Annotated in this window: 18 protein-coding genes and 2 tRNA genes; 18 read left to right on the forward strand and 2 right to left on the reverse strand. The window is 59.6% G+C overall.

Annotated features, from left to right (window positions below):
• Window positions 1–200 precede the first annotated feature (200 nt).
• The 4 genes from DXC79_RS03120 to DXC79_RS03135 all read left to right on the forward strand — a co-directional run bounded on the left by DXC79_RS03120 (window position 201) and on the right by DXC79_RS03135 (window position 5,290).
• Entirely contained in the window at window positions 201–1,796 is a 1,596-nt protein-coding gene (locus tag DXC79_RS03120) for an SIR2 family protein (RefSeq protein WP_117635107.1), read from the forward strand.
• A 1,126-nt stretch (window positions 1,797–2,922) separates the two neighbouring features.
• Entirely contained in the window at window positions 2,923–3,309 is a 387-nt protein-coding gene (locus tag DXC79_RS03125) for a helix-turn-helix transcriptional regulator (protein WP_117635108.1), read from the forward strand.
• A 335-nt stretch (window positions 3,310–3,644) separates the two neighbouring features.
• Complete coding sequence (locus tag DXC79_RS03130) at window positions 3,645–4,151, forward strand: hypothetical protein (RefSeq protein WP_117635109.1); 507 nt, start codon at window positions 3,645–3,647, stop codon at window positions 4,149–4,151.
• Between the two features lie 146 nt (window positions 4,152–4,297).
• Window positions 4,298–5,290 carry a PLP-dependent transferase gene (locus DXC79_RS03135; RefSeq protein WP_158550956.1) on the forward strand — a complete coding sequence of 331 codons (993 nt, stop codon included), beginning with the start codon at window positions 4,298–4,300 and terminating at the stop codon, window positions 5,288–5,290.
• A gap of 225 nt (window positions 5,291–5,515) precedes the next feature.
• Here the strand turns inward: DXC79_RS03135 and DXC79_RS03140 are convergent, their stop codons facing one another.
• Window positions 5,516–5,863 (reverse strand): winged helix-turn-helix domain-containing protein, encoded by a 348-nt coding sequence (locus DXC79_RS03140; protein ID WP_117635111.1) that lies wholly within the window; start codon window positions 5,861–5,863, stop codon window positions 5,516–5,518.
• A gap of 193 nt (window positions 5,864–6,056) precedes the next feature.
• Between DXC79_RS03140 and DXC79_RS03145 the strand changes: the two genes are divergently transcribed.
• The gene (locus tag DXC79_RS03145) at window positions 6,057–7,568 is read left to right on the forward strand and encodes an IMP dehydrogenase (RefSeq protein ID WP_117635112.1); all 1,512 of its coding nucleotides are present in this window, start codon (window positions 6,057–6,059) and stop codon (window positions 7,566–7,568) included.
• A gap of 370 nt (window positions 7,569–7,938) precedes the next feature.
• Entirely contained in the window at window positions 7,939–10,515 is a 2,577-nt protein-coding gene (gene leuS / locus DXC79_RS03150) for a leucine--tRNA ligase (protein WP_117635113.1), read from the forward strand.
• Window positions 10,516–10,619: 104 nt separating this feature from the next.
• Here leuS and DXC79_RS03155 read toward each other — a convergent pair whose 3' ends face one another.
• On the reverse strand, window positions 10,620–11,192 hold the full coding sequence (locus tag DXC79_RS03155) for a hypothetical protein (protein ID WP_117635114.1): 573 nt from the start codon (window positions 11,190–11,192) through the stop codon (window positions 10,620–10,622).
• Between the two features lie 369 nt (window positions 11,193–11,561).
• Between DXC79_RS03155 and rimP the strand changes: the two genes are divergently transcribed.
• The 12 genes from rimP to DXC79_RS03215 all read left to right on the forward strand — a co-directional run bounded on the left by rimP (window position 11,562) and on the right by DXC79_RS03215 (window position 24,220).
• Window positions 11,562–12,056 carry a ribosome maturation factor RimP gene (rimP, locus tag DXC79_RS03160; RefSeq protein WP_117635115.1) on the forward strand — a complete coding sequence of 165 codons (495 nt, stop codon included), beginning with the start codon at window positions 11,562–11,564 and terminating at the stop codon, window positions 12,054–12,056.
• Between the two features lies 1 nt (window position 12,057).
• Window positions 12,058–13,305 (forward strand): transcription termination factor NusA, encoded by a 1,248-nt coding sequence (gene nusA, locus DXC79_RS03165; protein ID WP_006234042.1) that lies wholly within the window; start codon window positions 12,058–12,060, stop codon window positions 13,303–13,305.
• A 91-nt stretch (window positions 13,306–13,396) separates the two neighbouring features.
• Window positions 13,397–16,111, forward strand: coding sequence for a translation initiation factor IF-2 (gene infB / locus DXC79_RS03170; protein ID WP_117635116.1), 2,715 nt, complete (start codon window positions 13,397–13,399; stop codon window positions 16,109–16,111).
• Window positions 16,112–16,122: 11 nt separating this feature from the next.
• On the forward strand, window positions 16,123–16,533 hold the full coding sequence (rbfA, locus tag DXC79_RS03175) for a 30S ribosome-binding factor RbfA (RefSeq protein ID WP_117635117.1): 411 nt from the start codon (window positions 16,123–16,125) through the stop codon (window positions 16,531–16,533).
• The gene (locus DXC79_RS03180; RefSeq protein ID WP_117635118.1) at window positions 16,526–17,569 is read left to right on the forward strand and encodes a bifunctional oligoribonuclease/PAP phosphatase NrnA; all 1,044 of its coding nucleotides are present in this window, start codon (window positions 16,526–16,528) and stop codon (window positions 17,567–17,569) included. Before rbfA ends, DXC79_RS03180 begins: the two co-directional genes overlap by 8 nt.
• A 15-nt stretch (window positions 17,570–17,584) precedes the next feature.
• Window positions 17,585–18,517, forward strand: coding sequence for a tRNA pseudouridine(55) synthase TruB (gene truB / locus DXC79_RS03185; RefSeq protein ID WP_117635119.1), 933 nt, complete (start codon window positions 17,585–17,587; stop codon window positions 18,515–18,517).
• A complete protein-coding gene (gene ribF, locus DXC79_RS03190; protein ID WP_233502969.1) occupies window positions 18,514–19,521 on the forward strand; it encodes a riboflavin biosynthesis protein RibF in 1,008 nt (335 codons plus the stop codon). The genes truB and ribF overlap by 4 nt, the downstream gene beginning before the upstream one ends.
• Window positions 19,514–21,622, forward strand: a complete 2,109-nt coding sequence (gene dnaG, locus DXC79_RS03195) for a DNA primase (RefSeq protein WP_117635120.1) — start codon at window positions 19,514–19,516, stop codon at window positions 21,620–21,622. The genes ribF and dnaG overlap by 8 nt, the downstream gene beginning before the upstream one ends.
• A gap of 110 nt (window positions 21,623–21,732) precedes the next feature.
• Complete coding sequence (gene rpoD / locus DXC79_RS03200; RefSeq protein ID WP_055286388.1) at window positions 21,733–23,082, forward strand: RNA polymerase sigma factor RpoD; 1,350 nt, start codon at window positions 21,733–21,735, stop codon at window positions 23,080–23,082.
• A gap of 403 nt (window positions 23,083–23,485) precedes the next feature.
• Window positions 23,486–23,560, forward strand: a tRNA-Asn gene (locus DXC79_RS03205).
• Window positions 23,561–23,594: 34 nt separating this feature from the next.
• Window positions 23,595–23,669: transfer RNA gene (locus DXC79_RS03210), tRNA-Asn, on the forward strand.
• A gap of 161 nt (window positions 23,670–23,830) precedes the next feature.
• On the forward strand, window positions 23,831–24,220 hold the full coding sequence (locus tag DXC79_RS03215) for an Asp23/Gls24 family envelope stress response protein (RefSeq protein ID WP_187361832.1): 390 nt from the start codon (window positions 23,831–23,833) through the stop codon (window positions 24,218–24,220).
• The last annotated feature ends 8 nt before the right edge of the window (window positions 24,221–24,228 follow it).

Raw genomic sequence — 24,228 nt, forward strand, 5'->3', positions numbered from 1 at the left:
TCTAACTGATGCCGCTGCGCTAGATTGCCTGAGGCGCGAAATGAATATTTGCTCGTCGGAACACTGCTGAATATTGGGTCACCTGTGCGGTTCGAATTTTCAATTGTCGAGCAGCTTTGTCTCCGATGAAGTCTTGCAATTCTAGTAAAACCCAAACATATGTTCTATACTTATGGAAGTAGCTTGTTTGGAGGCGCTAGATGGAAGTCGGAAGAGATGACATTGTAGAAAGCGTTGTACGTTTGATAAATGGGGTGGGGCGTAGCCCATATTTATTCGTCGGCTCGGGCTTTTCCCGTAGATACATGGGTACCGACGATTGGGTTGGTTTGTTAAGGCACCTCTGTCCCCGTCTTTCCGATGATCCCTTTCGGCTTGACTCGTACCTGGCACGTTGTCCAGATGAGTCTGACAATAGCGCATTGCCCTCTGCCGCGACGATGCTTGATAAGGATATGCGCATAGCTGTTCTTGAGGACCCTCGCTTCGCTTCTTTTAGAAACGATCATGTAGAGGACATTCGTCAGCGTAAATCTATTTTAAAGATCATGGCGGCCGAGAGGTTATCCTCGTTCAAACCTGAATATATGACGCATGAGCTTGATATCTTGAGAGAGGTTGGCAGGCGGCGTATCTCTGGAGTTATAACAACCAACTATGACTGTCTCCTGGAGTCGCTATTTCCCGAGTTTAAAGTTTTTGTTGGCCAAGACGATCTCGTCTTTCACAGAACTTTTGAAATGGGTGAAATCTATAAGATCCACGGTTCTATGGATAATCCTGAATCTATGGTTCTTGAGGAGGCAGATTACGCAAAACTCGCCGAAACACAGGATTACTTGGCTGCCAAGTTGTTAACTATTTTTATGGAATACCCAATTATTTTTATCGGTTATTCCCTTAACGACCCCGATATCCAAGCTATCCTCATGTCGATTTCGCGCTGCCTCGGTTCTAACAATCTTGCGTTGCTTAGAAAGCGCTTTATCTTCCTTACTAGGGGAGAAAACGCAACCTCAACTCATTCGTTTACCTTTCCAGGTATTGGCGAGATAAGCATGACCGAGATTAGGACGAACGATTTTGGTGCAGTGTATGAAGCAATTGGACAATCCAAATGCTCCTTCTCGCCCAGGATCATTCGTGAGCTTCGCAGGAGCATCTACGCCTTGGCTGATGAGGGCGATCCGAATGACTCTCTGGTAGTTGAAGCGAGTTTTAGCGACCTCGAGAGACTTCCGGAGGGACAGCATCTTGTGCTGGGTATCGGTGTTGCGAATGCTTCTTTAGGGCACGGGCATATGGTCAAAGCCGAACTTCTATATCGTGATGTTGTGTTTGATGACGAACATGTTGCTCCTAAGCTTGCCGTCGAGGAATACCTTCCTTCGCTGCTTGCTTCTAACTCGGGTGGTTTGCCCATGTATAAGTATTTAAGCGCGTATTCAGGGGAAGTTCTTAATCCAAGGATGCTAAAGGAAATAGATGAGAAGAAGGATTTAGATGCTTTTCTAAACAACAGCCTACGAAAGGCAAAAGGTAGCTATCATCATTCGGGAATTAGACACTCGGTTCAGTCTGTTATAGCTAACGAAGGCTTTGAGGAAGCATTTAAAAAGCTTGTGCTACTTGAAGAAGATGAGATCGATCTAAATAAGTTGCTTGAATATCTGAGGGCGCTCATCATGGACGATCGCAAGATAATCCACGGTAATAGCGAGCTGAAACGGCTTATTAGAATGTATGATTTCCTTAAGTACAAGAAGGCCTTCGACATATCGGCTACTAGTGAGTAATCCCACCTAGCGTCTATGAAGAAGGCCATCTTTGTAAACTATGGCATCTGAGCGTATAGTGCGAACACCACGTGCAAATGCATACTTAATATAACGCTTTCTGCTTGAAATCACAATGGTGTCTGTTTCGACCCGCCAATCAAGGGAAGATAGTGTAGAGTATCTTCCTGCAATACAAAAGCTCTTTGGGAGCTTTAAGGGTGACGCTTTCAAATTGAGAGTGTTGCCCTTTTTTCATGTATGCAATGTGTGACGTACTAGCCAAGCACCATCCCGGCAATGGAATGATCGAGCATGGGCGGCTTCTACTGGTTGACGTGATCGTGGTCAAACAAGTGATATCGATTAGAATTAAATCAATTGCGCTGGAAGCCTTCGGGCGACACCTGAAGAGGGTTGATGCGTCGGTCCTCTTTTTTTGTTTGGATGTAAGATTCGGCCAGGCAAAACAAGGATCTCATTTGGGGAGAACAAATATCCGGCGGTTTTCCGCTTCGGGACGCGCGGTTTAAGGGTGCTTTTCGGAAGTGCGGGGAAAAATCGGAAACCTCCGAGCATAAATCGAATTTCGGCAACAAAACCGCAGGTCGCGGAAGGCTAAAACAGGGGTCTGGTCTGTCGATCTCGGTTTTTCACCGCACTTCCGGAAACGCCCGACGGAAGCATGCGGCAAATTTTGGAACCCTCGAGCACATCGTCCTTTTCATGAAAAGAACCCGCAGGTAGAAGCGTTGCCACTATCCAGTGTGGTTGACGTATCTAGAATATGCCGCACACTTCCGGATTTTGCATAAGCTCGACTGGTTTGTTTATCGATTGGGGCAGAGGAATCTTGTCTGGACCTCGTTATATGTATTTAAATGGATGAACTTAACCTATAAGTTAAGTTCATCTAGAAATGGGAGGTGCCCTTTGGCAGAAGGATATGATCTTGTCGAATATAGAGACCTCAAGGGTCGACCGTTTTGGGAATTGACGGCTTCTCCCGACAACTCTCAATTCCAGAAAATGTTGTCAGACCCTAAGCGGAAATTAACCGCTCGAACAATGATCGGCCAGAATAGCACGTCAACTTCTGGAATCTGAGCCTTGACTTTTATACTTGGCTTTCGAAACGGAGAACACAATGAATAAAGTAGATTTATCTGATTTTTACGCCGATACAGAAACCAGCGAAACACGCGCTTATGAACACGCGCTAGATATCGAGTTTATTGTTCATCGCGAGATGAAGCGTCTGGGTTTAAGCAAAAGCGATTTGGCAAAGCGTATGGGCGTGAGCCTTCAGTCGCTTTCGAAGCTGTTGAATTCTCAGCCCAATATGACGCTGAAGACGATCGCTAGGTTCGAGCTTGCTTTGGGTATCAAAATCGTTCCGCAGGTTATCGCCAGCCATTCCAAAGAGTTGCCGTTTCTTTCATCTGATGATTCTGTGCGAGAGCAATGTGCATTGCCTGCCATTCTCCCTGCAGAGCTGTCAGCAGATTGCGATGTGCCTTTTCAGGGTGAATAGCATTTCCTCGATGAATCTAAGTCGAATGAGTTGCCACTCTCACATCCTCTAAAAAGTTCTTAAAACAGCCTTAAAGGCGCCTTGGCTCGCTTTTGCAGCGTACAATACGCATGTTTGACTATGGCAAAAGTAGTTTTTTGGGGAGGGGGAACGCCGTGGAAGTGCTGGCTGTTGGCAACACCGCATATGTTGACGATGGCTTTTGCTCCAAGGCGTTCCCCGGCGACCATGTGTAGGTCGTAGCCGCGCAGGACGCGCGCCGCGATGAGTCGTCGTACCATGCTTCGTGGAAAGAGCTCCTCCAGCACCTGGACCAGGCCTACGAGTTTGAGCGCGTGGTCTACCTTTCTACCTACCTCACCCCGCATACCGTGACTTTTGGCGACATTGGGCTGCTGCGCTCGGTGTTTCGTGCCTGTATGGGACGCAATGTGCAGCTGCTGTTTATTGCGGGGCCCGCGGGTGCAGAGGGCACCACTGGCGGATGTGACGACGACGCCACGGCCGCCAGTGGCGCCCAGACGGGCAAGGGCATTATCGCCCGCGCTGCCAACGACCTGTGCCGTTACTATGCATCGCGCGACGGCATCCAAGCCAAAGTCCTGCGCGTGCCGTATCTGTATACCGCATCGCCGGCATTAACCGACCCATTTTTGGTGCCGCTATTCGACGCATGCTCGGGCGGGTCGGTCGCGCTTCAGGGTGCGGCAGATGCGCCGTTTCCCCTGCTGTGTGCCGAGGAACTCGCGGTGTTGGTGCATCGTATCTTTGACTGCTGGGATGCCAACTTTGAGATGCTCGACGTTGCAGACGCTTTTGGCCACCCGAGGCCTATGGCGTGATCGTTGACGCTCCGGGTGCGAGCGTGACCTATCACACGCTCAGCATCTAGGCGTTTCGTCGCCCAACGGCGCTATACTGCAGCCGTTGCCCACGATGCGGGGAACACCCGCATCGTGGGTTTTTGCTTATGAAGGGACGGTGCCGCGTGGACGTACAGCAGCTAGAAGAGGCTTGGGCTTTGAGGGCCAGCGCGCGTGAGGCGCGATTGGTTGCGGCCTCGCATGTGCCGGCGGCGCTGTCTCTGTTGGGGATTGTACGTTCCGGCGATCGCCTGGTTGCGTTTGCCGATGACTTTGCCGATGCGTTTGCGCGCGGCTTTGAGTGCTGCGACGTGGCTATGGTGGAGGAGCCGTCGGTTGCGGCGTTTACTGCTGCGTCCGAGGGCTTTGATGCTTCGTTTGAGGTCGAGGGGCCGCACCTGTGGTGGTTCGTCAACTCTATTGGCGGGTTTGGATTGCGCGTGCCCGATCTGCGCGCGTTAGGACGTGCCGCGCGTGAGGCTCATGCGCTGCTCGTGGTGGATAACACCGTGGCTGGTGTCTTTGGGTGCGATCCGTTGCGCTTGGGTGCCGTGCTGTCGCTCGAGGCACTTGACCGCGTGTGCGCCGGTGAGGCTCCGCACAAGTTGGTTGCCATATCGGTCGCGCGCTCGCAGCTCAAGCGCCATCGTGTGGATGCTGCTGCCGAGTGCGCGCATGCTCTGCTTGAGGGCTGTGGCTTGGTCAAACTTGATTTGCCTGCTGATGAGGCCGGTGTGCTGGAGCGCGGGCTGGACTCGCTCGATGCCCGCATGCAGGCACATTTCGACCGCGCACGTGCGCTGGCCGAGTACTTGGCTGCCAATGAGATGGTGCACGCCGTGCGCTATCCTGGACTGAGCTCGCATCCCGACCATGCGGTTGCAACTGGAATCCTCGAGCACGGCTTTGGTCCGGCAGTTGAGTTTGACCTTATCGAGCGCAGTGCGGGCGATTTGTTCGATGCTTTGCCGGGGGAGTTTCGCACATCGCCCGCCGGCGGCGCAACGACGCGACTCTCTGCTCCGCGCGGCAAGCAGGGGAGCACCATTCGCCTCTTCGCCGGCACCGACAACCCTCTGCAGGTGGCTGCCACCCTAGACAACGCCCTCCGCAAGTAGCTAATCGGGGTCTGTGCCACGAAAACGGCCTATTTACTACGTTTAAGCCGTAGGGGTCGACCATACCCGCTTATTTTGAAAATCGCCAAGCTGTCTACCAGCGGTTTTATTTTCATAATGCCCGGTATGGTCTAGGGTATTCAACTAAACGTAGTATATGGGCCCATTTTGTGGCGCGAGCCTCAATCCGAGGGCGCGCTGGACAACAATTCAGTCCCAAAAGGACTATCCTGCGTTGATGCTGGCGATGAGGTCGTTGGCTTTGGTGGCGATGACGTTGTTGATGTCGGCCTGCAGCTCCTCGTACGCCGCTATGGCTCGCTCGCCGGCGGGGGTGAGCGATGATCCGCGGGCGCCGTCGCGCTCGATGAGCTTGCAGCCCAGCTGTCCTTCCGCCTCGTTTACAATGCGCCAGGCTTTGGAATACGCCATGCCCATGCTCTTGGCGGCGCGGTTGAGCGAGTGCTCGCGGGCGATGCCCTGCAGCAGCAAGACACAGCCGTGGCCGAACACGCCCGGCAGGTCTTTGTCGCACGCTTGAATGACCAACTTTGCCGTCGTCTTGTACTCCATGTGCTCCGCGTCTCCCCGCTAAAGTGTTTGCTGGGCAAACGCAAAGCCTGCGTCAAACCCTCGTGTGCTCTTCTTAAATCATGCATTGTAGCAGTCAAAGTGCGTTAAGATACTTCCCCAGTATTGGGCGCCCAAGGTTGGGCTGGGTCCTACGAGGCCTGCAGCCGGCCGGTCGCATGGAAAAAGGAGAAACATGGCTACGTTCTTTCCCGGTGAGTCCCACACGTTTTCGGAGTATCTGCTGGTCCCTGGTTACTCGTCCTCGCAGTGCATCCCCAACAACGTCTCTCTTAAGACGCCGCTAACCCGCTTCAAGCGCGGTGAGAAGCCGGCAATCACCCTGAACATCCCCATGGTTTCCGCCATCATGCAGTCCGTCTCGGGCGTCGACATGGGTGTCGCGCTCGCTACCGAGGGTGGCCTGTCCTTCATTTACGGTTCCCAGAGCGCCGAGTCCGAGGCCGCCATGGTCAAGGCCGTCAAGGATCACAAGGCTGGTTTCGTTCAGTCCGATTCTACGCTGACCCCCGATATGACCATGGAGCAGGTCATCGAGCTCAAGGAGAAGACCGGTCACTCCACCATGCCGGTCACCGACGACGGCACTCCCAAGGGCAAGCTCCTGGGCATCGTCACCAGCCGCGATTATCGCCCCAGCCGCGATGACCATCAGAAGAAGGTCTCCGAGTTCATGACCCCGCGTGAGCAGCTCATCGTGGGCGACAAGAACATCAGCCTCAAGGTTGCCAACGACGTCATCTGGGACAATAAGCTCAACGCCCTGCCCATCGTCGACGACTACGATCACCTGATGGGCATCGTCTTCCGCAAGGACTACGACAGCCACAAGACCAACCCCAACGAGCTGCTCGACGGCGATAAGCGCTACATGGTCGGCGCCGGTATCAACACCCGCGACTATGCCGAGCGCGTGCCTCTGCTCATCGAGGCCGGTGCCGACGTTCTGTGCATCGACTCCTCCGAGGGCTTCAGCGAGTGGCAGAAGCGCACCATCGAGTGGATCCGCGCCAACTACGGCGAGGACGTCAAGGTCGGTGCCGGTAACGTCGTCGACGCCGAGGGCTTCCGATTCCTGGCCGACTGCGGTGCCGACTTCATCAAGGTCGGTATCGGCGGCGGTTCCATCTGCATTACCCGCGAGACCAAGGGCATCGGCCGTGGCCAGGCCACCGCGCTGATTGACGTCTGCCGCGCTCGCGACGAGTACTACGAGGAGACCGGCATCTACGTGCCCGTGTGCTCCGACGGCGGCATCGTCTACGACTACCACATGACGCTCGCCCTTGCCATGGGTGCCGACTTTATGATGCTGGGCCGCTACTTTGCTCGCTTCGACGAGAGCCCGACCGAGCGCGTCAACGTCAACGGCCAGTACATGAAGGAGTACTGGGGCGAGGGTTCCGCGCGTGCCCGCAACTGGCAGCGCTACGACCTGGGTGGCGCCGCGAAGCTCAGCTTCGTCGAGGGCGTCGACTCCTACGTTCCCTACGCCGGCTCCCTCAAGGACGGCGTGGGCGGCACGCTCTACAAGGTCAAGTCCACGATGTGCAACTGCGGTGCCCTCTCGATCCCCGAGCTCCAGGAAAAGGCACGCCTGACCCTGGTCAGCTCCACCTCCATCGTCGAAGGCGGCGCCCACGACGTAGTCGTCAAGGACTCCCAGCAAAGCGTCAGCTACCGCTAAGCGGCTTTCCCAGGCACCGCACCTTGCCGTTCAAACCGTCGCTTGCGTACCTAAGTACGCGGCGCTCCTCTTTCACGGCAATCTGCGGCACCTGGAAAACCCGTTCGTGCTAGAACGAGTTTCAGACAAAGGTTGATTCCCAACCACGTTATTTAGATAAAGCGAGATGCCTGCAAGTCGCAGGCATCTCGCTTGTCGTATTTGCTATCATCAGTCAAGTTAACCTTAGGGTCGGGCGGCTTAGCTTTGTTCGCTACAAGTTCCGCACGCAAAGAAGAGCACTTAATGTGCTCTTCGTCTTGCGCAGGACTGTCCGCAGTAGCGAATAAAGCTAAGCCGACCGACCCCATTAAAGATTAAAGGAGCTGATATGTGCGATTGCACAGATCATAAGGATGAGATCCCTGCCTACGACGCGCAGGCCATTGAGTCCCGGTGGATGAAGGCGTGGGACGACGAGAACCTCTTTGCCGTCGACACCGACGCCACCAAGCCCAAGAAGTATGTGCTCGAGATGTTCCCGTATCCGTCGGGCGACCTACACATGGGCCACGCGCGCAACTACACCATCGGCGATGCCATGGCCCGTCAGGCCCGCATGCGCGGCTTTGACGTGCTGCACCCCATCGGCTTCGACGCCTTTGGCCTGCCCGCCGAGAACGCCGCCATCAAGCACAACACGCAGGCTGCCGCCTGGACGTATAAGAACATGGATCAGGCGCTCGCCACGATGAAGCGCATGGGCTTCTCCTACGATCTGGATCGCACCGTTAAGACCTGCAGCCCCGACTACTATCGCTGGGGTCAGTGGATCTTTGAGAAGATGTGGGAAAAGGGCCTGGTCTACCGCAAGAAGAACCCGGTCAACTGGTGTCCCACCTGCAAGACCGTTTTGGCCAACGAGCAGGTAACCGAGGGTAAGTGCTGGCGCTGCGGCACCGAGCCCGAGAAGCGCGACCTCGAGCAGTGGTACTACAAGATCACCGACTACTCCCAGGAGTTGCTCGATGATCTGGAGAAGCTCCCCGGCTGGCCCGAGCGCGTCAAGCAGATGCAGGCCAACTGGATCGGCCGCTCCGAGGGCGCCGAGGTCGACTTTACCCTGTGCGATGCCGATGGCGAGCCCATCGAGGGCGACGAGGGCAAGATCACCGTTTTCACCACGCGCGCCGACACGCTCTTTGGCGTTTCCTTCTTTGTCCTGGCTCCTGAGTACGCCCGTCTGCACGAGCTCGTCGAGGGCACTCAGTACGAGGAAGCCGTCACCAAGATTGTCGAGGACTCCAAGCATATCTCTGCCGTCGAGCGTGCCCAGGGCACCCTCGAGAAGCACGGCGCCTTTACGGGCCGCTACGTGGTGAACCCCGTCAACGGCGAGAAGATCCCCGTGTGGGTTGCCGACTACGTCGTAGCCGATTACGGCACCGGTGCCGTCATGGCCGTTCCCTGCGGCGACCAGCGCGACTTTGAGTTCGCCCGCAAGTACGACCTGCCGATCGTGCCGATCATCCTGGACGATGAGGATCGCGCTGCCGTCGAGGCCAGCGGCGAGACCATCGATACCTTCCACGCCGAGACTGTCGACTGGGATTGCGCCCACGCTGCCGAGGGCACGCTCGTCCAGTCCGGCAAGTACACTGGCATGCGCGGTGGTAAGCACTCCGAGGGCGAGGCTGCCATCGTGGCCGACCTCGAGGCCATGGGCTGCGGTCGTCGCAAGGTCGAGTTCCGCCTGCGCGACTGGCTCATCAGCCGCCAACGCTATTGGGGCAATCCCATCCCGGCCATCCACTGCGAGCACTGCGGCATCGTGCCCGTGCCCGAGGATCAACTGCCGGTGACGCTGCCCGAGAACCTGGACCTGGGCGCCGGCGAAACCCTCGCCGAGTGCAAGGAGTTCTACGAGACCACCTGCCCGGTCTGCGGCCGCCCGGCCAAGCGTGAGACCGATACCATGGACACCTTCACCTGCTCCAGCTGGTATTACCTGCGCTATACCGATCCGCACAACACCGAGCTGCCCTTCTCCCGCGAGGCCGCCGACCGTTGGATGCCCGTCGATAACTACATCGGCGGTATCGAGCACGCCATTTTGCACCTGCTCTACAGCCGTTTCTTTACCAAGGCACTGCGCGACCTGGGTCTGCTGAGTGTGGACGAGCCCTTCACTAACCTGCTGTGCCAGGGCATGGTCAAGGACGAGAACGGCGAGACCATGTCCAAGTCCAAGGGCAACGTCGTGCCCCCGAGCTCGGTCATCGAGCCCTATGGCGCCGACACCATGCGTCTGGCGATTCTGTTTATCGCCCCGCCCGAGAAGGACTTCGACTGGGATCCCAAGGCCGTTGAGGGCGCCAACCGCTTCATCAAGCGCGCCTGGCGTATCGTGTGGCAGCTCGTCCAGTCCGGCGACGCCAACGTGGCCTTCGACAAGTCCGCGCTCGACGAGGTTGCGATGAAGCTCTATCGCGAGCGTCACCGGACCATCGCCAAGTGCACCGAGGACTTCGATCGCGGCCAGTTCAACACCGCCATCTCGGCCGTCATGGAGCTCGTCAACGCGGCGAGCGCCTACCTCAACGCCACCGAGGGTGCCACCCGCGACAAGGCCCTGTGCTATGGAGTGGCCAAGGACATCGTGAGCGTCCTTGCTCCCATCTGCCCGTTCTGGGCCGACGAGCTGTGGCATGAGGCGCTCGGCTGCGAGGGCAATGCCTACACCGCCGCCTGGCCCGAGTTCGACCTGGCCGAGTCCGTTGAGGACACGGTGCAGATCGTGGTCCAGGTGCTTGGTAAGGTCCGCGGCCGCGTCGAGGTGGCCCGCAATGCCTCCAATGAGGATATGCAGGCTGCCGCCGAGGCCGCTGTCGCCAAGTGGCTCGAGGGCAAGACGGTCGTCAAGGCCATCTGCGTGCCCGGCAAGCTGGTCAACCTGGTGGTCAAGTAAGCGCTGCGCGCTTAGCTGACGCATTAAAGACGAGGGACGATCCGGTTGGGTCGTCCCTCGTTTTGTGTTGTCTGCCCTGCTTAGTCTGTGCGTCGCACCGTCTTCTACGGGATGTGTACCAGGTCCCTAAAGTAAACGTTGCCCGTTGCCTCTTCGAACATCCAAATGTTGAGGTAGATGTCGTTGAGGTCGTTGTTCACATCAAAGTCCGGGTCGTCGAAGGTGCCTACAAAGGTGAGCTTGGCGCGCGTTTCCTCGCCCGCTGCGACCTGCTGGCGCATGCGCACATCGCGGACCACGCCGTTGACGTAGGCATAGGAGTCCACATCGCCAAACATCATGTCGACATCGGTGTTGTTTGTCACCGCAAAGATCAACACGGCGTCGCCGTAGCCATCCGTGTCCTTGCCCACGCAGGTAACATGGACGTTCTCGTCTGCCTCAAGGTCGATGGGGAACTGTTCTTGGGAATCGGGACCCAGGCCCTGGGGATCAACGATGTCTTCGTTAATTTTGTCGAAGCTCTCCGATGGCGTCGTTTTCTCGATGGCTTTGGTGCTGCCAGGGTTCGGTTCGCATGTTCCGGTTTTGCCATTCGTGTTGCCGCAGCCTAAGAGGGCCAACGAGCACGTTGCGATGGCGAGCGCAGTCATGCAGAGGGTGCCTAGGCGATTCATGGGTGCCTCCTTGCCGTAGAGGATTTGGAAAGGTTCGTCGTTGTGCGACTTGCTGGCTGGCTTGTTGCAGAATGCCCCTTAGCGTAAGTCTGATCGAAAGGGGCTCGGGGAGGAATGCCCTTGGGGTCCGAACGGGCCTGTGGAATGGGACGCATGGCCCGTTTTGGGGCTGTTGAGGGTGCGCCGCTTGGGGTTCTTCGACCAATTGTCCTATTCTTGTGGAGAAGCTGTGCGCACGCTGACCTGCAGATTCGTACTGTGCTTGCGCGTTTCCGCAGCTATTGGTATAGTTTGCTTGCAAATGAAGTTGTAATTGAAAGAAGTGGGGTTTCGGCCCCGCTTCTTTTTTGTATGGATGGAGGTGCCGCAATGGTCAAGACCAAGACCGAGCAGGCGATCATCGACGCGCTCGAGGCCGTCGCTCCCCAGCACGATGTCGACATCGTCGACGTTGAGCTCGTGGGCGCCACCAAGGCCCCCTGCGTGCGCGTGCGTATCGAGGGTGCCGAGGGTCAGAGCCTGTCGCTCAACGACGTCACGGCCAACACCAAGTGGGTCGGGGACGTGATCGAGGAGCTCGACCCCATTTCTTCGAGCTACACGCTCGAGGTGTCGAGCCCGGGCATGGCGCGCCCGCTGCGCCGTCCGCGCGACTTTGTCCGCTTTGTGGGCGAGGACTGCGAGCTCACCTCCACCGCCACCGAGGGCCGTCGCAAGTACACCGGCAAGATTGCCGCCGCCACCGAGACGAACGTGACCCTCGAGCTCGAGGACGGCGAGTCCGTTACCCTCGATTTCTCTGATGTTAAAAAGTGCAAGTTGAAGCCCACCTACGACTTCAAGCCCGCGAAGGAAGGAAAGTAAGATGGCAGCATCCGACATGATGTCCGCCCTGATGGAGCTTTGCCAGGAGAAGCACATCGACCAGCTCTACCTGATCGACCGCCTTGAGCAGTCGCTCGCCAAGAGCTATGCCGAGATCCTGCATCTTGAGTGGGGCGCCAAGGTGACCATCGACCGCACCACCGGCAAGATCTACGTCTACCGCCTGGAGCCGATCGACGATTCCATGGACGAGGAGGGCAACTTCACCGAGTTCGAGGAGATCGACGTCACCCCCAAGAACACGAGCCGCATCGCTGCCCAGCACGCCAAGGCCGAGATCAACGCCATCGTGCGCAACTCCGCCCGCGAGCAGATCTACGAGGAGTTCTCCGGCCGCATCGGTGATCTCATCAGCGGTACCGTGCTGCAGTCCACGCCCGACTTCACGATCGTCAAGATTCGCGAAGGCGTCGAGGCCGAGCTGCCGCACTTCGATCAGCGTCGTTACGAGAACGAGCGCAACGAGCGTCCGATGGGCGAGCGCTACCTGCACAATCAGCACATCAAGGCCGTGATCATCGACGTTCGCGACCCCAACTCCAACCTGCAGCCGGTTCGTGGCGAGCACAGCCGTCCGCCGATTGTCATCTCCCGTACCCACCCCGAGCTCATGCGTCGTCTGTTTGAGCAGGAGGTGCCCGAGATCTATGAGGGCACCGTCCAGATCAAGTCAATCGCCCGCGAGCCCGGCCAGCGTTCCAAGGTTGCCGTCCACTCGCTCGACGACCGTCTGGATCCCGTGGGTGCCTGCGTCGGCCCCAAGGGCAGCCGTGTTCGCGCTGTCGTGGGCGAGCTCCGTGGTGAGCGCGTCGACGTCATCCTGTGGGATGCCGATCCTGCCGTCTACGTCGCCAACGCCCTGTCGCCCGCTAAGGTCACCCGCGTCCTCATCGACGAGGAGAAGGCCTACGCCGGCGTCATCGTGCCCGACGACCAGCTGTCCCTCGCCATCGGCAAGGAGGGCCAGAACGCCCGCCTCGCCGCGCGCCTGACCGGCTGGCACATCGACATTAAGTCCGAGACGCTTGCCGCCGACATCCTCAAGAACGTTCCCGTTCACGAGGAGCCCGCCGCCGACCTGATCGGTGATGAGGAGGACGAGGACGTCCGCCGCTGCGAGTACGTGTCCGAGGACGGCATCCAGTGCCGCAACCAGGCCCGTCCCGGCTCCCGTTTCTGCGGTGTCCACGACACCGACGCCTTCGATGATGCGGAGGACCTGATCTAGCGCGCGGTCGCGCCGGGCAGGTCCCGGCGCATCTCCCACGCTCGTTCAGTCTCTAGGCACCCAAGGTGCCAGAAAGGGTAGGTGAAGTCATATGGCAAAAGTCCGTGTGTCCACCCTGGCCAAAGAGTTCGGCATGACCTCCAAGGAACTTATGGGTCATCTCGCCGAAATGAAGATTCCCGCTAAGTCCGCTTCCTCCACCTTGGAGGATGCCTATGTCGCCATGGTCCGCAAGCAGCTCGCCTCGGTGATCGAGGCCCGTGCTCAGGAAGTCGAGGCCGCCAAGCAGGCCGAGGAGCAGGCAGCTGCCGCCGAGGAGGCCGCTCGCGCCGCCGAGGCCGAGCGCGAGCGCATCGCTGCCGAGAAGGCACGCGAGGAGGAACGCCGCCAGTTTGCCGCAGCCCAGGCTGCCGAGGAGGCCGCCCGCGCCGAGGCCGAGGCCAAGAAGAAGGCCGAGCAGGAGCGCCTTGCTCGCGAGAAGGAGGAGGCTGCCCGCGAGGCCCAGCGCCGCGCCGTTCCCGCTTCCGACTCCGGTTCGCGCTTCCGTTCGCTGCTCGACCAGATCGCCGCACAGGAGACCGTGCTCAAGGAGAAGAAGGACGCCGAGGACAAGGCCAAAGCCGAGCGCGCCGCCGAGCGCGGTAACCGTCGTGGCGGCAACAACGACCGCCGCGGTGGCCGTCGTAACGATCGCAACGCCTCCGACAATAACTCCGATCGCAACGCCTCCGAGAGCCGTCCGCACAGCCATCGCACCAACGCCAGCAACAACGTCGCTGCCGGCATGGACTTCCCCAACCCCGATAGGCAGGGCAAGGGCAAGAAGCGCAAGGGCGGTCACAACAACGAAGAGGACCACTACAGCCGTATGGCTCGCGAGGCCGAGGAGTACAGCCGTGAGAAGGTGCTCGAGGAGGCTCGTGCCGCCGTCGAGGAGGCCTCTCGCGAGTCCACCGGTCGCCGCAAGAAGCGCAAGGAGAAGCGCGAGCGCGAGGCTGCCAAGGCTCAGGAGGAGCGCAAGATAGAGGAGGCGCTGGCCCAGGGCGTGAACCCCGAGGAGCTCGACGCCATCAAGGTTTCCCAGGGCGTTACCGTTCAGGAGCTCGCCGAGGCGCTCGACGTTCCGGCCAACGACATCATCAAGCGCCTGTTCCTACTGGGTACGCCGCTCACCATGACGCAGTCCATGTCCGACGACCTCGTCGAGCTCGTTGCCGATGACCTGGGCCGTCAGATCAAGATCATCACCCCCGAGGAGGAGAACACCTTCTCGTTCTACGACGATCCCGCCGACCTTAAGCCGCGCGCCCCGGTCGTCACCGTCATGGGCCACGTCGACCACGGCAAGACGAGCCTCCTCGACGCCATCCGTCACACCGGTGTCGCTGCCGGCGAGGCGGGCGGCATCACGCAGGCCATCGGCGCTTCGCAGGTCATGATCAACGACCGCAAGATCACCTTCATCGATACCCCGGGCCATGCCACCTTTACGGCCATGCGTGCCCGTGGTGCCAAGGTGACCGACATCGTCATTCTGATCGTGGCTGCCGACGACGGCGTCATGCCCCAGACCGTCGAGTCGATCAACCACGCCAAGGCCGCCGGCGTACCCATCGTCGTCGCCGTCAACAAGATCGATAAGCCGGGCGCCAACCCCGACCGCGTGCGCCAGGAGCTCACCGAGTACGGTGTCATCCCCGAGGAGTGGGGCGGACAGAACATGTTCGTCAACATTTCGGCCAAGCAGAAGATCGGTATCGACGATCTGCTCGAGACCGTGCTGCTTCAGGCCGACGTGCTCGAGCTCAAGGCCAACCCGGACACCTTTGCCTCCGGCAACGTCCTCGAGGCCAAGCTCGACAAGGGCCGCGGCTCGGTCGCTACCGTGCTCGTGACCCGCGGTACCCTGCACGTGGGCGATACGCTGGTCGCCGGCCTCACCTACGGCCGCGTCCGCGCCATGCTCGACCCCAAGGGCCGCGCCGTCACCGAGGCCGGTCCCTCCGACGCCGTCGAGATCCTGGGTCTGCAGTCCGTACCCAACGCTGGTGACGAGTTCCGCGTGTTCGAGGACGAGCGCGAGGCTCGTGCCCTTGCGGACGAGCGTTCGCTCAAGGCCCGTATCGAGGAGCAGAGCCGCGTCAAGCACGTCACGCTCGAGAACCTCTTTGAGACCATTGCCGACGCCGAGGTCAAGGAGCTCAACCTGATCATCAAGGCCGACGTCCAGGGTTCCATCGAGGCCCTTCAGGACTCGCTCGACAAGATGGATCAGTCCGAGGTTCGCATCAACACGATCCACTCCGCCGTTGGCGCCATCAACGAGACCGACGTCGTTCTGGCCGACGCCTCCAACGCCATCATCATCGGCTTTGGCGTCCGTCCCGACGGCAAAGCCCGCTCCGCCGCCGAGCGCGAGGGCGTCGAGATCCGTTGCTACGACGTCATCTACAAGTGCCTCGAGGAGCTCGACGCAGCCCGTATCGGCATGCTCAAGCCCACCGAGGTCGAGGTTTCCACGGGTACCGCGACCGTTCTGGATACCTTCAAGGTGCCCAAGGTCGGTATCGCCGCCGGTGTCCGCGTCGAAGAGGGCGAGATCGCCGCGACCGATTCCGTGCGCCTGGTGCGCGACGGCATCGTGGTCTTCAACGGTAAAATCGCCTCGATGCGCCACTACAAGGACGAGGCCAAGAGCCTCAAGAGCGGCTCCGAGGGCGGTATTGGCCTGGAGAACTTCCAGGACATCAAGCCTGGCGACACCATTGAGGGCTACCGCATCGACCAGGTTGCCCGTACCGAGTAGGGGGTAGCGCTATGAAGCAAACGCAGGCAACCCGCCGTTTGGGCGAGCAGCTTCGCGAGAAGCTCGGTTTTATCCTGCTCTTTGAGGTTTCCGATCCGCGTCTCGACCTGGTCACCCTGACCGCGGTCGAGGTCGCGGTGGACCGTTCGTTCGCGCGCGTGTACGTGTCGTGCGACGCGAGCCGCTACGACGAGGTCATGGAGGCGCTCGCCAGCGCCAAGGGCCGCATCCGTAGCCTGCTGGCCCGCTCGCTCGATTGGCGCGTCACGCCCGAGCTCGATTTTCGCATCGATCGCTCGACCGATGAGGCTGAGCGCATCACGCGCGCGCTGGAAAACGTTCCCGCCACGCTTGTGATCGAAAAGGACGAGGACGGCTATCCCATAGCGGATGCCGCCCAGGAGGCAGCTTTAGATGAGTAATTCCGCCGACCTCGCATCGTGCGAGTCTGCAGATATTCAGCGACGCATCCTTGAGCTCATCGAGGGTGCGTCCTCCATTGCGATTTCGGGTCACACCTCTCCCGACGGCGATGCCCTGGGCTCCGTGTTGGGCCTGGGCCTTTCGCTCATGAAGGTGTTCCCCGACAAGGACATCGCCTTGCTGCTGGCAGACGACGATCCCGTTCCGCGCATCTACCGTTTTATGGAGGGCGCCGATCTGCTGGTGCCGGCATCTTCCTACACCGGCAACCCGGACCTGTTCATCTCGGTGGACGTGCCGGTCGTCGAGCGCCTCAATAACTCTGCCGAGGTGCTGCGTCGCTCGGCCCACGTGGCGTGCTTTGACCATCATCCGGCACGCGAGGAGTTTGCCGAGGTCAGCTTCAGGTGCGTCGATGCCGCGGCCTGCGCCATGATCATTGACCGCTTTTTGGCCGATTGCGGCATTACCGCAAGCGATAGCATTGCCACCTGTCTGCTGTGCGGCTTGGTCACCGATACCGGTCGTTTTCAGTATCAGAACGCCGACGCTGCCGCGTTCCATGCAGCCTCGCGTCTGGTTGCCCACGGTGCCGATCCGGCGCGTGTGGCACTCGAGGTCTACCAGAGCATGCGCGTTGAGTTTTTGCACCTCAAGTCCATCGTTATGGGCCGCATTAAGACGGTGGCCCACGGGCGCGTCGCGTATAGCTACGCGTACCAGAGTGACCTTGAGGCGTGCGGTGTCACCTCGGATGAGTGCGACGGTCTGGTTGACGTGGTGCGCTCGGTGATGGGCGTCGAGGTCTGCCTGTTCCTGAAGGGCATTGAGGGCGATACCAAGGTGCGCGGCAACCTGCGCTCCAAGGGTGACCTCAACGTGTCCGAGATCGCTGCTGCCTTTGGCGGAGGCGGACATCCCGCTGCCGCCGGTTTTTCCAACAACGGAACGATTCTCGAGACGCTCACCGTGGCACTTCCCATGCTGGCCGAACTGGTAGGGGAGGATCCCACTTCGGTGACCATCGAGCTTTAACTTTTTGGATGGTACATGGCTCGTCGTACACCTTCTCAACTGAATATGCTGCTCGCCGTCGATAAGCCGGTGGGCTGCACGTCCCACGATGTGGTTTCGCAATGCCGGCGCGCCCTCCATGAGCGGCGCGTCGGCCATGCCGGCACGCTCGACCCCATGGCATCGGGTGTCATGGTGGTGGGTGTGGGCCAGGCCACCCGTCTGCTGGGCATGCTAACCCTCGATACCAAAAGCTATGTCGCCGACATTTCGTTTGGCGCCGAGACCAATACCGATGATGCGGAGGGCGAGGCGGTCCGCACGGTGGCTGTTGCCAACGAGCTCCGCGATCCTGCCTATGCCCGTGAGCGCTTGGCCGCTATGCTGGGTCCGCAGATGCAGGTGCCGCCGGCGTTTTCGGCTATCTCGGTCAATGGCGTTCGCGCCTACAAGTCTGCTCGCGAGGGCAATGCGGTGGACCTACCTCCGCGCCCCGTCGAGGTCTATGCCGCCGGCCTGATCGCCGTGGGAGGCGAAGGTGATACGTGTGTGTGGACCGTGGCGTTCTCGGTGAGCAAGGGCACCTATATCCGTGCGCTCGCTCGCGACTTGGGCCGCGCCTGCGAGAGCGCCGCGCACATTTCCGCGCTGCGCCGCACGGCCTCCGGTGTTGTTTCCATTGGCGCCTGTCATGCGGTCGAGGAGCTTTCTCCCGAGTCCGCGCCTGGCTTTGCCCTGGATCCCATTGCGGCCCTGGGCGCCACGCGTGTTGACTTGCCGGGCAATCTTGCCGAAGACCTGCTCTGCGGCCGACGCATTCCCGTTGAGCGTGCGCTTGCCGATTTCGATGCTTCGAAAGCGCCGTTTGCGCTGGTGCTCGATGGGGGACTCAAGGCGCTCGCCCGCATCGAAAGTGGCCGCTTTGTCATGGAGCACGTGTTTCCGCAGGCAATCGGCGGTGTTCGATGATGTTGTCCGCTCGCGAGCTCGCGCGTATCTTTTTTGAAGGCGAGTCGGACGAGGCTCGCATCGTCACTGCCGATGCGTTTGATGAGTGCGAGCACTTGGGTGCTGCCTCGATCGCCATTGGCGTGTTCGATGGCGTTCACCGTGGACACCGGGAACTCATCGAAGCGCTTGTCCGTGATGCCCGTGCCCATGGCTGCAAGGCGGTCGTGGTCACTTTCGATCCCGATCCGGACGTTGTGGTGAGTCCTTCGCCCGCTCAAAAATTGATGACGACGGCCGACCGTCTACATGCCTTGGCTCAGACCGGGGTCGATGCAGTGGTGGCCGTTCCCTTTACGCCTGAGGTTGCGGCACTCGACCATGTCGGTTTTCTCACACTGTTGTCACGCGTGGTCGACATTCGTTCGATTCGCGTTGGCAGCGATTTTAGGCTGGGTCGTGGCGGTGCTTCTGGTGTTGCCGAGATGCGCGCCTGGGGTTCCGAGCACGGCGTTGACGTGTATGGTCACGATCTGCTTTGCGAGGGCGGTGAGGCCATTTGCGCCACCCGCATCCGTCATGAGCTGGGACAGGGCCATGTGGAGCTGGCTGCTGAGTTGCTCGGCCGCCCGTATATGCTGCGCGGCGGTGTTATTCGCGGCCGTCACGAGGGCTCTGGCATGGGCTTTCCCACGGCAAACCTGCAGGTTCCCGACGGCATTCAGGTGCCTGCCGATGGCGTGTATGAGGGCCTGGTGCTCGTCGATGACACCGTATGGCCTGCTGCCGTTAACGTCGGCCTGCCGCCGACGTATGCCGACGATGCCGCTTCATCGCATCTCGAGGCTAACTTAATTGGTTATACGGGCGACCTGTACGGCGCTTCCGTTTCGCTGGCGTTTACGCGCTGGCTGCGTCCCTCGCGTGTGTTCGAATCGCTGGATGAGTTGATCTCGACCGTCGAGGGTAATATCGAGGATATTCGTCACAACTTGGGCGAGCAGGGGGCGAGTATCCGTGATTAGCGATGAGGAAAAAGACCAGGTACGCGCTGCGTCCGACTTAGTTGCCATCGTGCAGGAAACGGTTGAGCTCAAGCCCCGCGGCCATGAGTTTTGGGGTTGCTGCCCCTTCCATGGCGAAAAGACGCCTTCTTTCCACATTATCCCCGCTACGCAGGTCTGGCACTGCTTTGGCTGCGGCGAAGGCGGCGACGTCTTCACCTATATCATGAAGCGCGAAAACCTGAGCTTTCCCGAGTCAATCCGCTATTTGGCCGATCGTGCGGGTATTGAGCTGCATGACACCGGAGATCGTCGCGAGCGCGGTACCAAGCGTGCCCGCATCTACGATCTGTGTGCCGAGACCGCCCAGTTCTACCACACCATGCTTATGCGCGGTAAGGACGGCCGTCCACGCGAGTACTTTGCCAGCCGTGGTATGGGTGGCGACGTCTGCCGCCGCTACTGCTTGGGCTTTGCACCGGGCCGCAACGCGCTGGTGTCGCACCTGTCCCAGGCGGGTTTTACCCCGCAGGAGATGATCGACGCCAACGTTGCCGTGAGACGCGGGCGCGGGCAGCTTGCCGACCGCTTCTACGACCGCGTGATGTTTCCCATTTTTGATGAGCAGGGTCACAACATCGCCTTTGGCGGTCGCATCATGGGAGACGGCCAACCCAAGTACCTCAACACCGCCGAGACGAGCGTGTTTCATAAAAAGCGAAACCTCTACGGCTTTAATTGGGCCAAGGAGTTTATCGTCGCACAGGATACCGCCATCGTGGTAGAGGGCTATACCGACTGCATCGCCTGTTGGGAGGCGGGGATTAAAAACGTTGTCGCCACGCTGGGCACCGCGCTCACGGAGCATCACGTCAAGACGCTCACCCGCTTTGCTAAGCGCATCGTGTATATGTTTGACGGCGATGCCGCGGGCCAGAAGGCCGCCCGTCGCGCGATTCAGTTTATCGAGCAGGATTCGATGGACCTTCGCTGCGTGGTGCTGCCCGACGGCAACGACCCCATGGAGTTCATCACGGCACATGGTGGACAGGAGCTGCAGGCGCGCATCGACGCTGCCGAGCCGCTTATGGACTTTGTCTACCGCTCGCTGCAGGAGTCGAGCGACATCACCACGCCGGGCGGTCGCGCCAAGGCGCTGGAAGATGTGCTGACGCTTATCTATCCGCTGCGCGATAGCTATATGATCGACACGTACTTTATCCAGATTGCCGACCTGCTTGGTTTGGACCTGGAGACCGTGCGCGCGAGCTCGGGCCGCGTGTTTCGCGACGTCGCCAAGCGCGAAGATGCGGAGCGCCGTCGCGAACAGAACTATGAACGCCAGCGGGCGCAAGCTGAGCGATCTGGTAGCGCGGGCGGTCGGTCGTCTGGTTCGCAGGGGACATCTCGTGGTGCTTGGGCATCGGGCGCGACGCCGCCGGTGTCCGCGCCGGTCGAGGAGGAGCCGTACGACCATGTCCCGCTCGATGCCTACGGCGCCGCGCCCGTGGAGCTCGTCGACGATCTGCCGCCGATCGATGTGCCTGATGATATGGGTGCTGTGCCTGTGACTGATGGTTCGGGCGCTCCGGCTGCGGCGGCGCCGATGGTTCTTACTGATCTTGAGCGCAAGTCCTTGGCAGGGGAGCGCGAGCTGTTGACGATGCTCACGAGCTACCCCGACCTGTTCCGCACGTATGCCGACCGCATCTGCTCTATCGAGTGGGTTGACCCACGTCACGAGTCCATCGCATGGGCCGTTCTGGCAACGCCGCCGGGAACCGATCCTGCAGCCTGCATGGATGCGGCGCGCTCGGTCTGTCCCGAGGCGGCAACGCTTGTGAGTGCCGGGCGCATCTCCGCGACGAGCAAGCACCCCACCGAGACGAACATCGTGTTCATGCTCGATACGCTCGAGCTCTACACCATCAAGCGCCGCATGCGTGCCGCACAGGCCAAGCTGCGCCAGGACCGTTCGCTCGATGATGAGGCCCGTCGCGCGCTGACCGTGCAGGCCGCGCAGGATTCGCAGCGTCAACGCGAGCTGCAAAAGTCTATCGGCGGCGTGGCGGACCCGTTCCGTTTGATCGGTCTGGAGGCCGCAGGCACCGAACAGGCCTAGATGTTGTGGTCAACCAGCGTATTCTCGCCTATATCCAGTCCTCTTTTTGGGTATAGACGCCTATGTGTGTGCTAAAGTATTGAGTCCTGTGGACTATGAAGGGAGAATCTGTGCCAAAAAAGACTGAGAGCACGGGTACTGGGCTGGAATCCTACGTTGCAAAGCTCATGGGCAACGGCTCAAACAGGACTTCGGTAACCGAGGACGAGATTCAGGTCGCCCTGAAGGATATCGATGTTTCTGACGAGCAGCTCACCGCGGTGTATTCCGCGCTGCGCAACAGCGGCATCCAGATTATCTCCGCGAGCGGAAACGACGACGCCCCCATGGACGTCGACGATGACGATAACGATACCGATACTGACGATTTCGATGACGACGACGAGCACGATTCCGGCTCGCTCGACGATCACGAGCTCAAGATGGCCCGTCAGGCCGACGCCGAGATGGGTTCTTCCAAGAGCAAGAAGAAGCGCACCGTGCGCACGTCCCGTTCACGCTCCCGCGTGCGTGGCATCGATGCCTCCACGGTGATGCTGACCGGCGATCCGGTTCGTATGTACCTCAAGGAGATCGGCAAGGTCGACCTGCTGACCGCCTCCGAAGAGGTCGATTTGGCCATGAAGATCGAGGCCGGTCTCGAGGCCACCGAGAAGCTCGAGGCTGCCGATGCCGGCGAGCTCGAGCTCACGCGTGCCGAGATGCGTCGTCTTACGCGCATTGAGAACGTGGGCCTCGAAGCCAAGCAGGCACTCATCAGCGCAAACCTGCGTCTGGTCGTCTCCATCGCCAAACGCTATGTCGGCCGCGGCATGCTGTTCCTTGACCTGATCCAGGAGGGTAACCTCGGTCTGATCCGCGCCGTCGAGAAGTTCGACTACCAGAAGGGCTTCAAGTTCTCCACGTATGCCACGTGGTGGATCCGTCAGGCCATCACGCGCGCTATCGCCGACCAGGCCCGTACCATCCGTATTCCCGTGCACATGGTCGAGACCATCAACAAGCTTGTCCGCGTGCAGCGCCAGCTCCTTCAGGACCTGGGCCGCGACCCGACCCCCGAGGAGATCGGTGCCGAGATGGACATGAGCGCCGACCGTGTCCGCGAGATCCAGAAGATCTCGCAGGAGCCCGTGTCGCTCGAGACCCCCATCGGCGAGGAAGAGGATTCCCAGCTGGGCGACTTCATCGAGGACTCCCAGGCCATCGTTCCGCCCGATGCCGCCAGCTTCTCCATGCTTCAGGAGCAGCTCACCCAGGTGCTCGACTCGCTTGCCGATCGCGAGCGCAAGGTTATCGAGCTACGCTTTGGCCTTGTCGACGGGCATCCCCGCACGCTCGAGGAAGTCGGCCGCGAGTTTGGCGTCACGCGCGAGCGCATCCGCCAGATCGAGTCCAAGACCCTGGCCAAGCTCCGTCACCCGAGCCGCAGCAGCAAGCTCAAAGACTATATCGAGTCTTAGGGTTACGGCGTTCTTCCGAACGCCGTAACTGGCCGACGCTGCAAACCCGCCAGAGCGGCAATCTGCCTTTCAACTTCGGCGGCATGATCGAAAGATCAATGCCGCCTCGTTTCAAGGCACCTTGCTCGCTCTGGCGGGTTTTCGCTGTCCGTCCTCTATCTGCGGCGTTGCTATGGCTGTCAGTTGTGCGACAGTTTGGGGGTGGTTATTGGGGACAGACTTAAATGAGTAGCTTTGGTCGGTACTTAGGGATGTTCCTTTTCTGCCGGCACTTTGGGACACTCCTTGTCTAGTCATTCAAGAACGTCCCCAATGACTAGGTCGGAAAAATTCTCAAAAAAGTTCTTGCCCTAAGCTGATTCGTCCGTATAATAAACCTCGTTGCTTGAGAGCACGCACCTATTCCTCGGTAGCTCAATGGTAGAGCACGCGGCTGTTAACCGCGCTGTTGTAGGTTCGAGTCCTACCCGGGGAGCCAGAATTTCTCAGCCCATTTCGCTGGGCTTTTTAATTCCTCGGTAGCTCAATGGTAGAGCACGCGGCTGTTAACCGCGCTGTTGTAGGTTCGAGTCCTACCCGGGGAGCCAGGTTGTAAAACCCGTCGCTTATGCGGCGGGTTTTTTCATGCCGCGACCACTTGACTCGAACGTTGCCATATCAACATTTCGTGTCGAGGATGTAATCCCGCGACCCACCACCTCAACATGGCGCGGTCGTTGTAAAATATTGCAATGATTGCTCCCACGACATGGTGCCGCGAGCACCAGATAAGGAGATTCTTGTGTCTGAGACCATTAACGGCAGCCTGAGCGTCTCGAACGACGTTATTGCCGATATTGCCGGTTATGCCGCGATGACGTGCTATGGCGTCGTCGGTATGGCTGAGCAGCTCCAGGGCGCCGAGAGCGTGCGCCTGCTTGCCGGCCAGCGCCTCCGCAAGGGCGTGCTTGTCTCCGCCGACGAGAACGGCCTTACGGTCGATCTTCACGTCGTGCTCGAGAACGGCGTCAACATGAAGTCCGTCTGCCACAATCTTTCGAGCTCCGTTGCCTTCACCCTGCAGGAGATCGCCCAGATCGATCCCGCCAGCCTTAAGATCGGCATCCATATCGACGCGCTCAAGAGCCGTCTGAACTAGCATCCGAA

The sequence above is a fragment of the Collinsella sp. TF08-11AT genome, assembly GCF_003437035.1.
Taxonomy (GTDB): domain Bacteria; phylum Actinomycetota; class Coriobacteriia; order Coriobacteriales; family Coriobacteriaceae; genus Collinsella.

Excerpts from the sequence above, each read along its gene's own strand:
- DXC79_RS03155 (WP_117635114.1), bottom strand. The coding sequence starts at position 11,192 with ATGAATCGCCTAGGCACCCTCTGCATGACTGCGCTCGCCATCGCAACG.
- DXC79_RS03140 (WP_117635111.1), bottom strand. The coding sequence starts at position 5,863 with ATGGAGTACAAGACGACGGCAAAGTTGGTCATTCAAGCGTGCGACAAA.
- DXC79_RS03215 (WP_187361832.1), top strand. The coding sequence starts at position 23,831 with ATGGTGCCGCGAGCACCAGATAAGGAGATTCTTGTGTCTGAGACCATT.
- DXC79_RS03125 (WP_117635108.1), top strand. The coding sequence starts at position 2,923 with ATGAATAAAGTAGATTTATCTGATTTTTACGCCGATACAGAAACCAGC.
- rimP (WP_117635115.1), top strand. The coding sequence starts at position 11,562 with ATGGTCAAGACCAAGACCGAGCAGGCGATCATCGACGCGCTCGAGGCC.
- DXC79_RS03145 (WP_117635112.1), top strand. The coding sequence starts at position 6,057 with ATGGCTACGTTCTTTCCCGGTGAGTCCCACACGTTTTCGGAGTATCTG.
- infB (WP_117635116.1), top strand. The coding sequence starts at position 13,397 with ATGGCAAAAGTCCGTGTGTCCACCCTGGCCAAAGAGTTCGGCATGACC.
- DXC79_RS03180 (WP_117635118.1), top strand. The coding sequence starts at position 16,526 with ATGAGTAATTCCGCCGACCTCGCATCGTGCGAGTCTGCAGATATTCAG.
- ribF (WP_233502969.1), top strand. The coding sequence starts at position 18,514 with ATGATGTTGTCCGCTCGCGAGCTCGCGCGTATCTTTTTTGAAGGCGAG.
- DXC79_RS03120 (WP_117635107.1), top strand. The coding sequence starts at position 201 with ATGGAAGTCGGAAGAGATGACATTGTAGAAAGCGTTGTACGTTTGATA.
- leuS (WP_117635113.1), top strand. The coding sequence starts at position 7,939 with ATGTGCGATTGCACAGATCATAAGGATGAGATCCCTGCCTACGACGCG.
- truB (WP_117635119.1), top strand. The coding sequence starts at position 17,585 with ATGGCTCGTCGTACACCTTCTCAACTGAATATGCTGCTCGCCGTCGAT.
- nusA (WP_006234042.1), top strand. The coding sequence starts at position 12,058 with ATGGCAGCATCCGACATGATGTCCGCCCTGATGGAGCTTTGCCAGGAG.
- rbfA (WP_117635117.1), top strand. The coding sequence starts at position 16,123 with ATGAAGCAAACGCAGGCAACCCGCCGTTTGGGCGAGCAGCTTCGCGAG.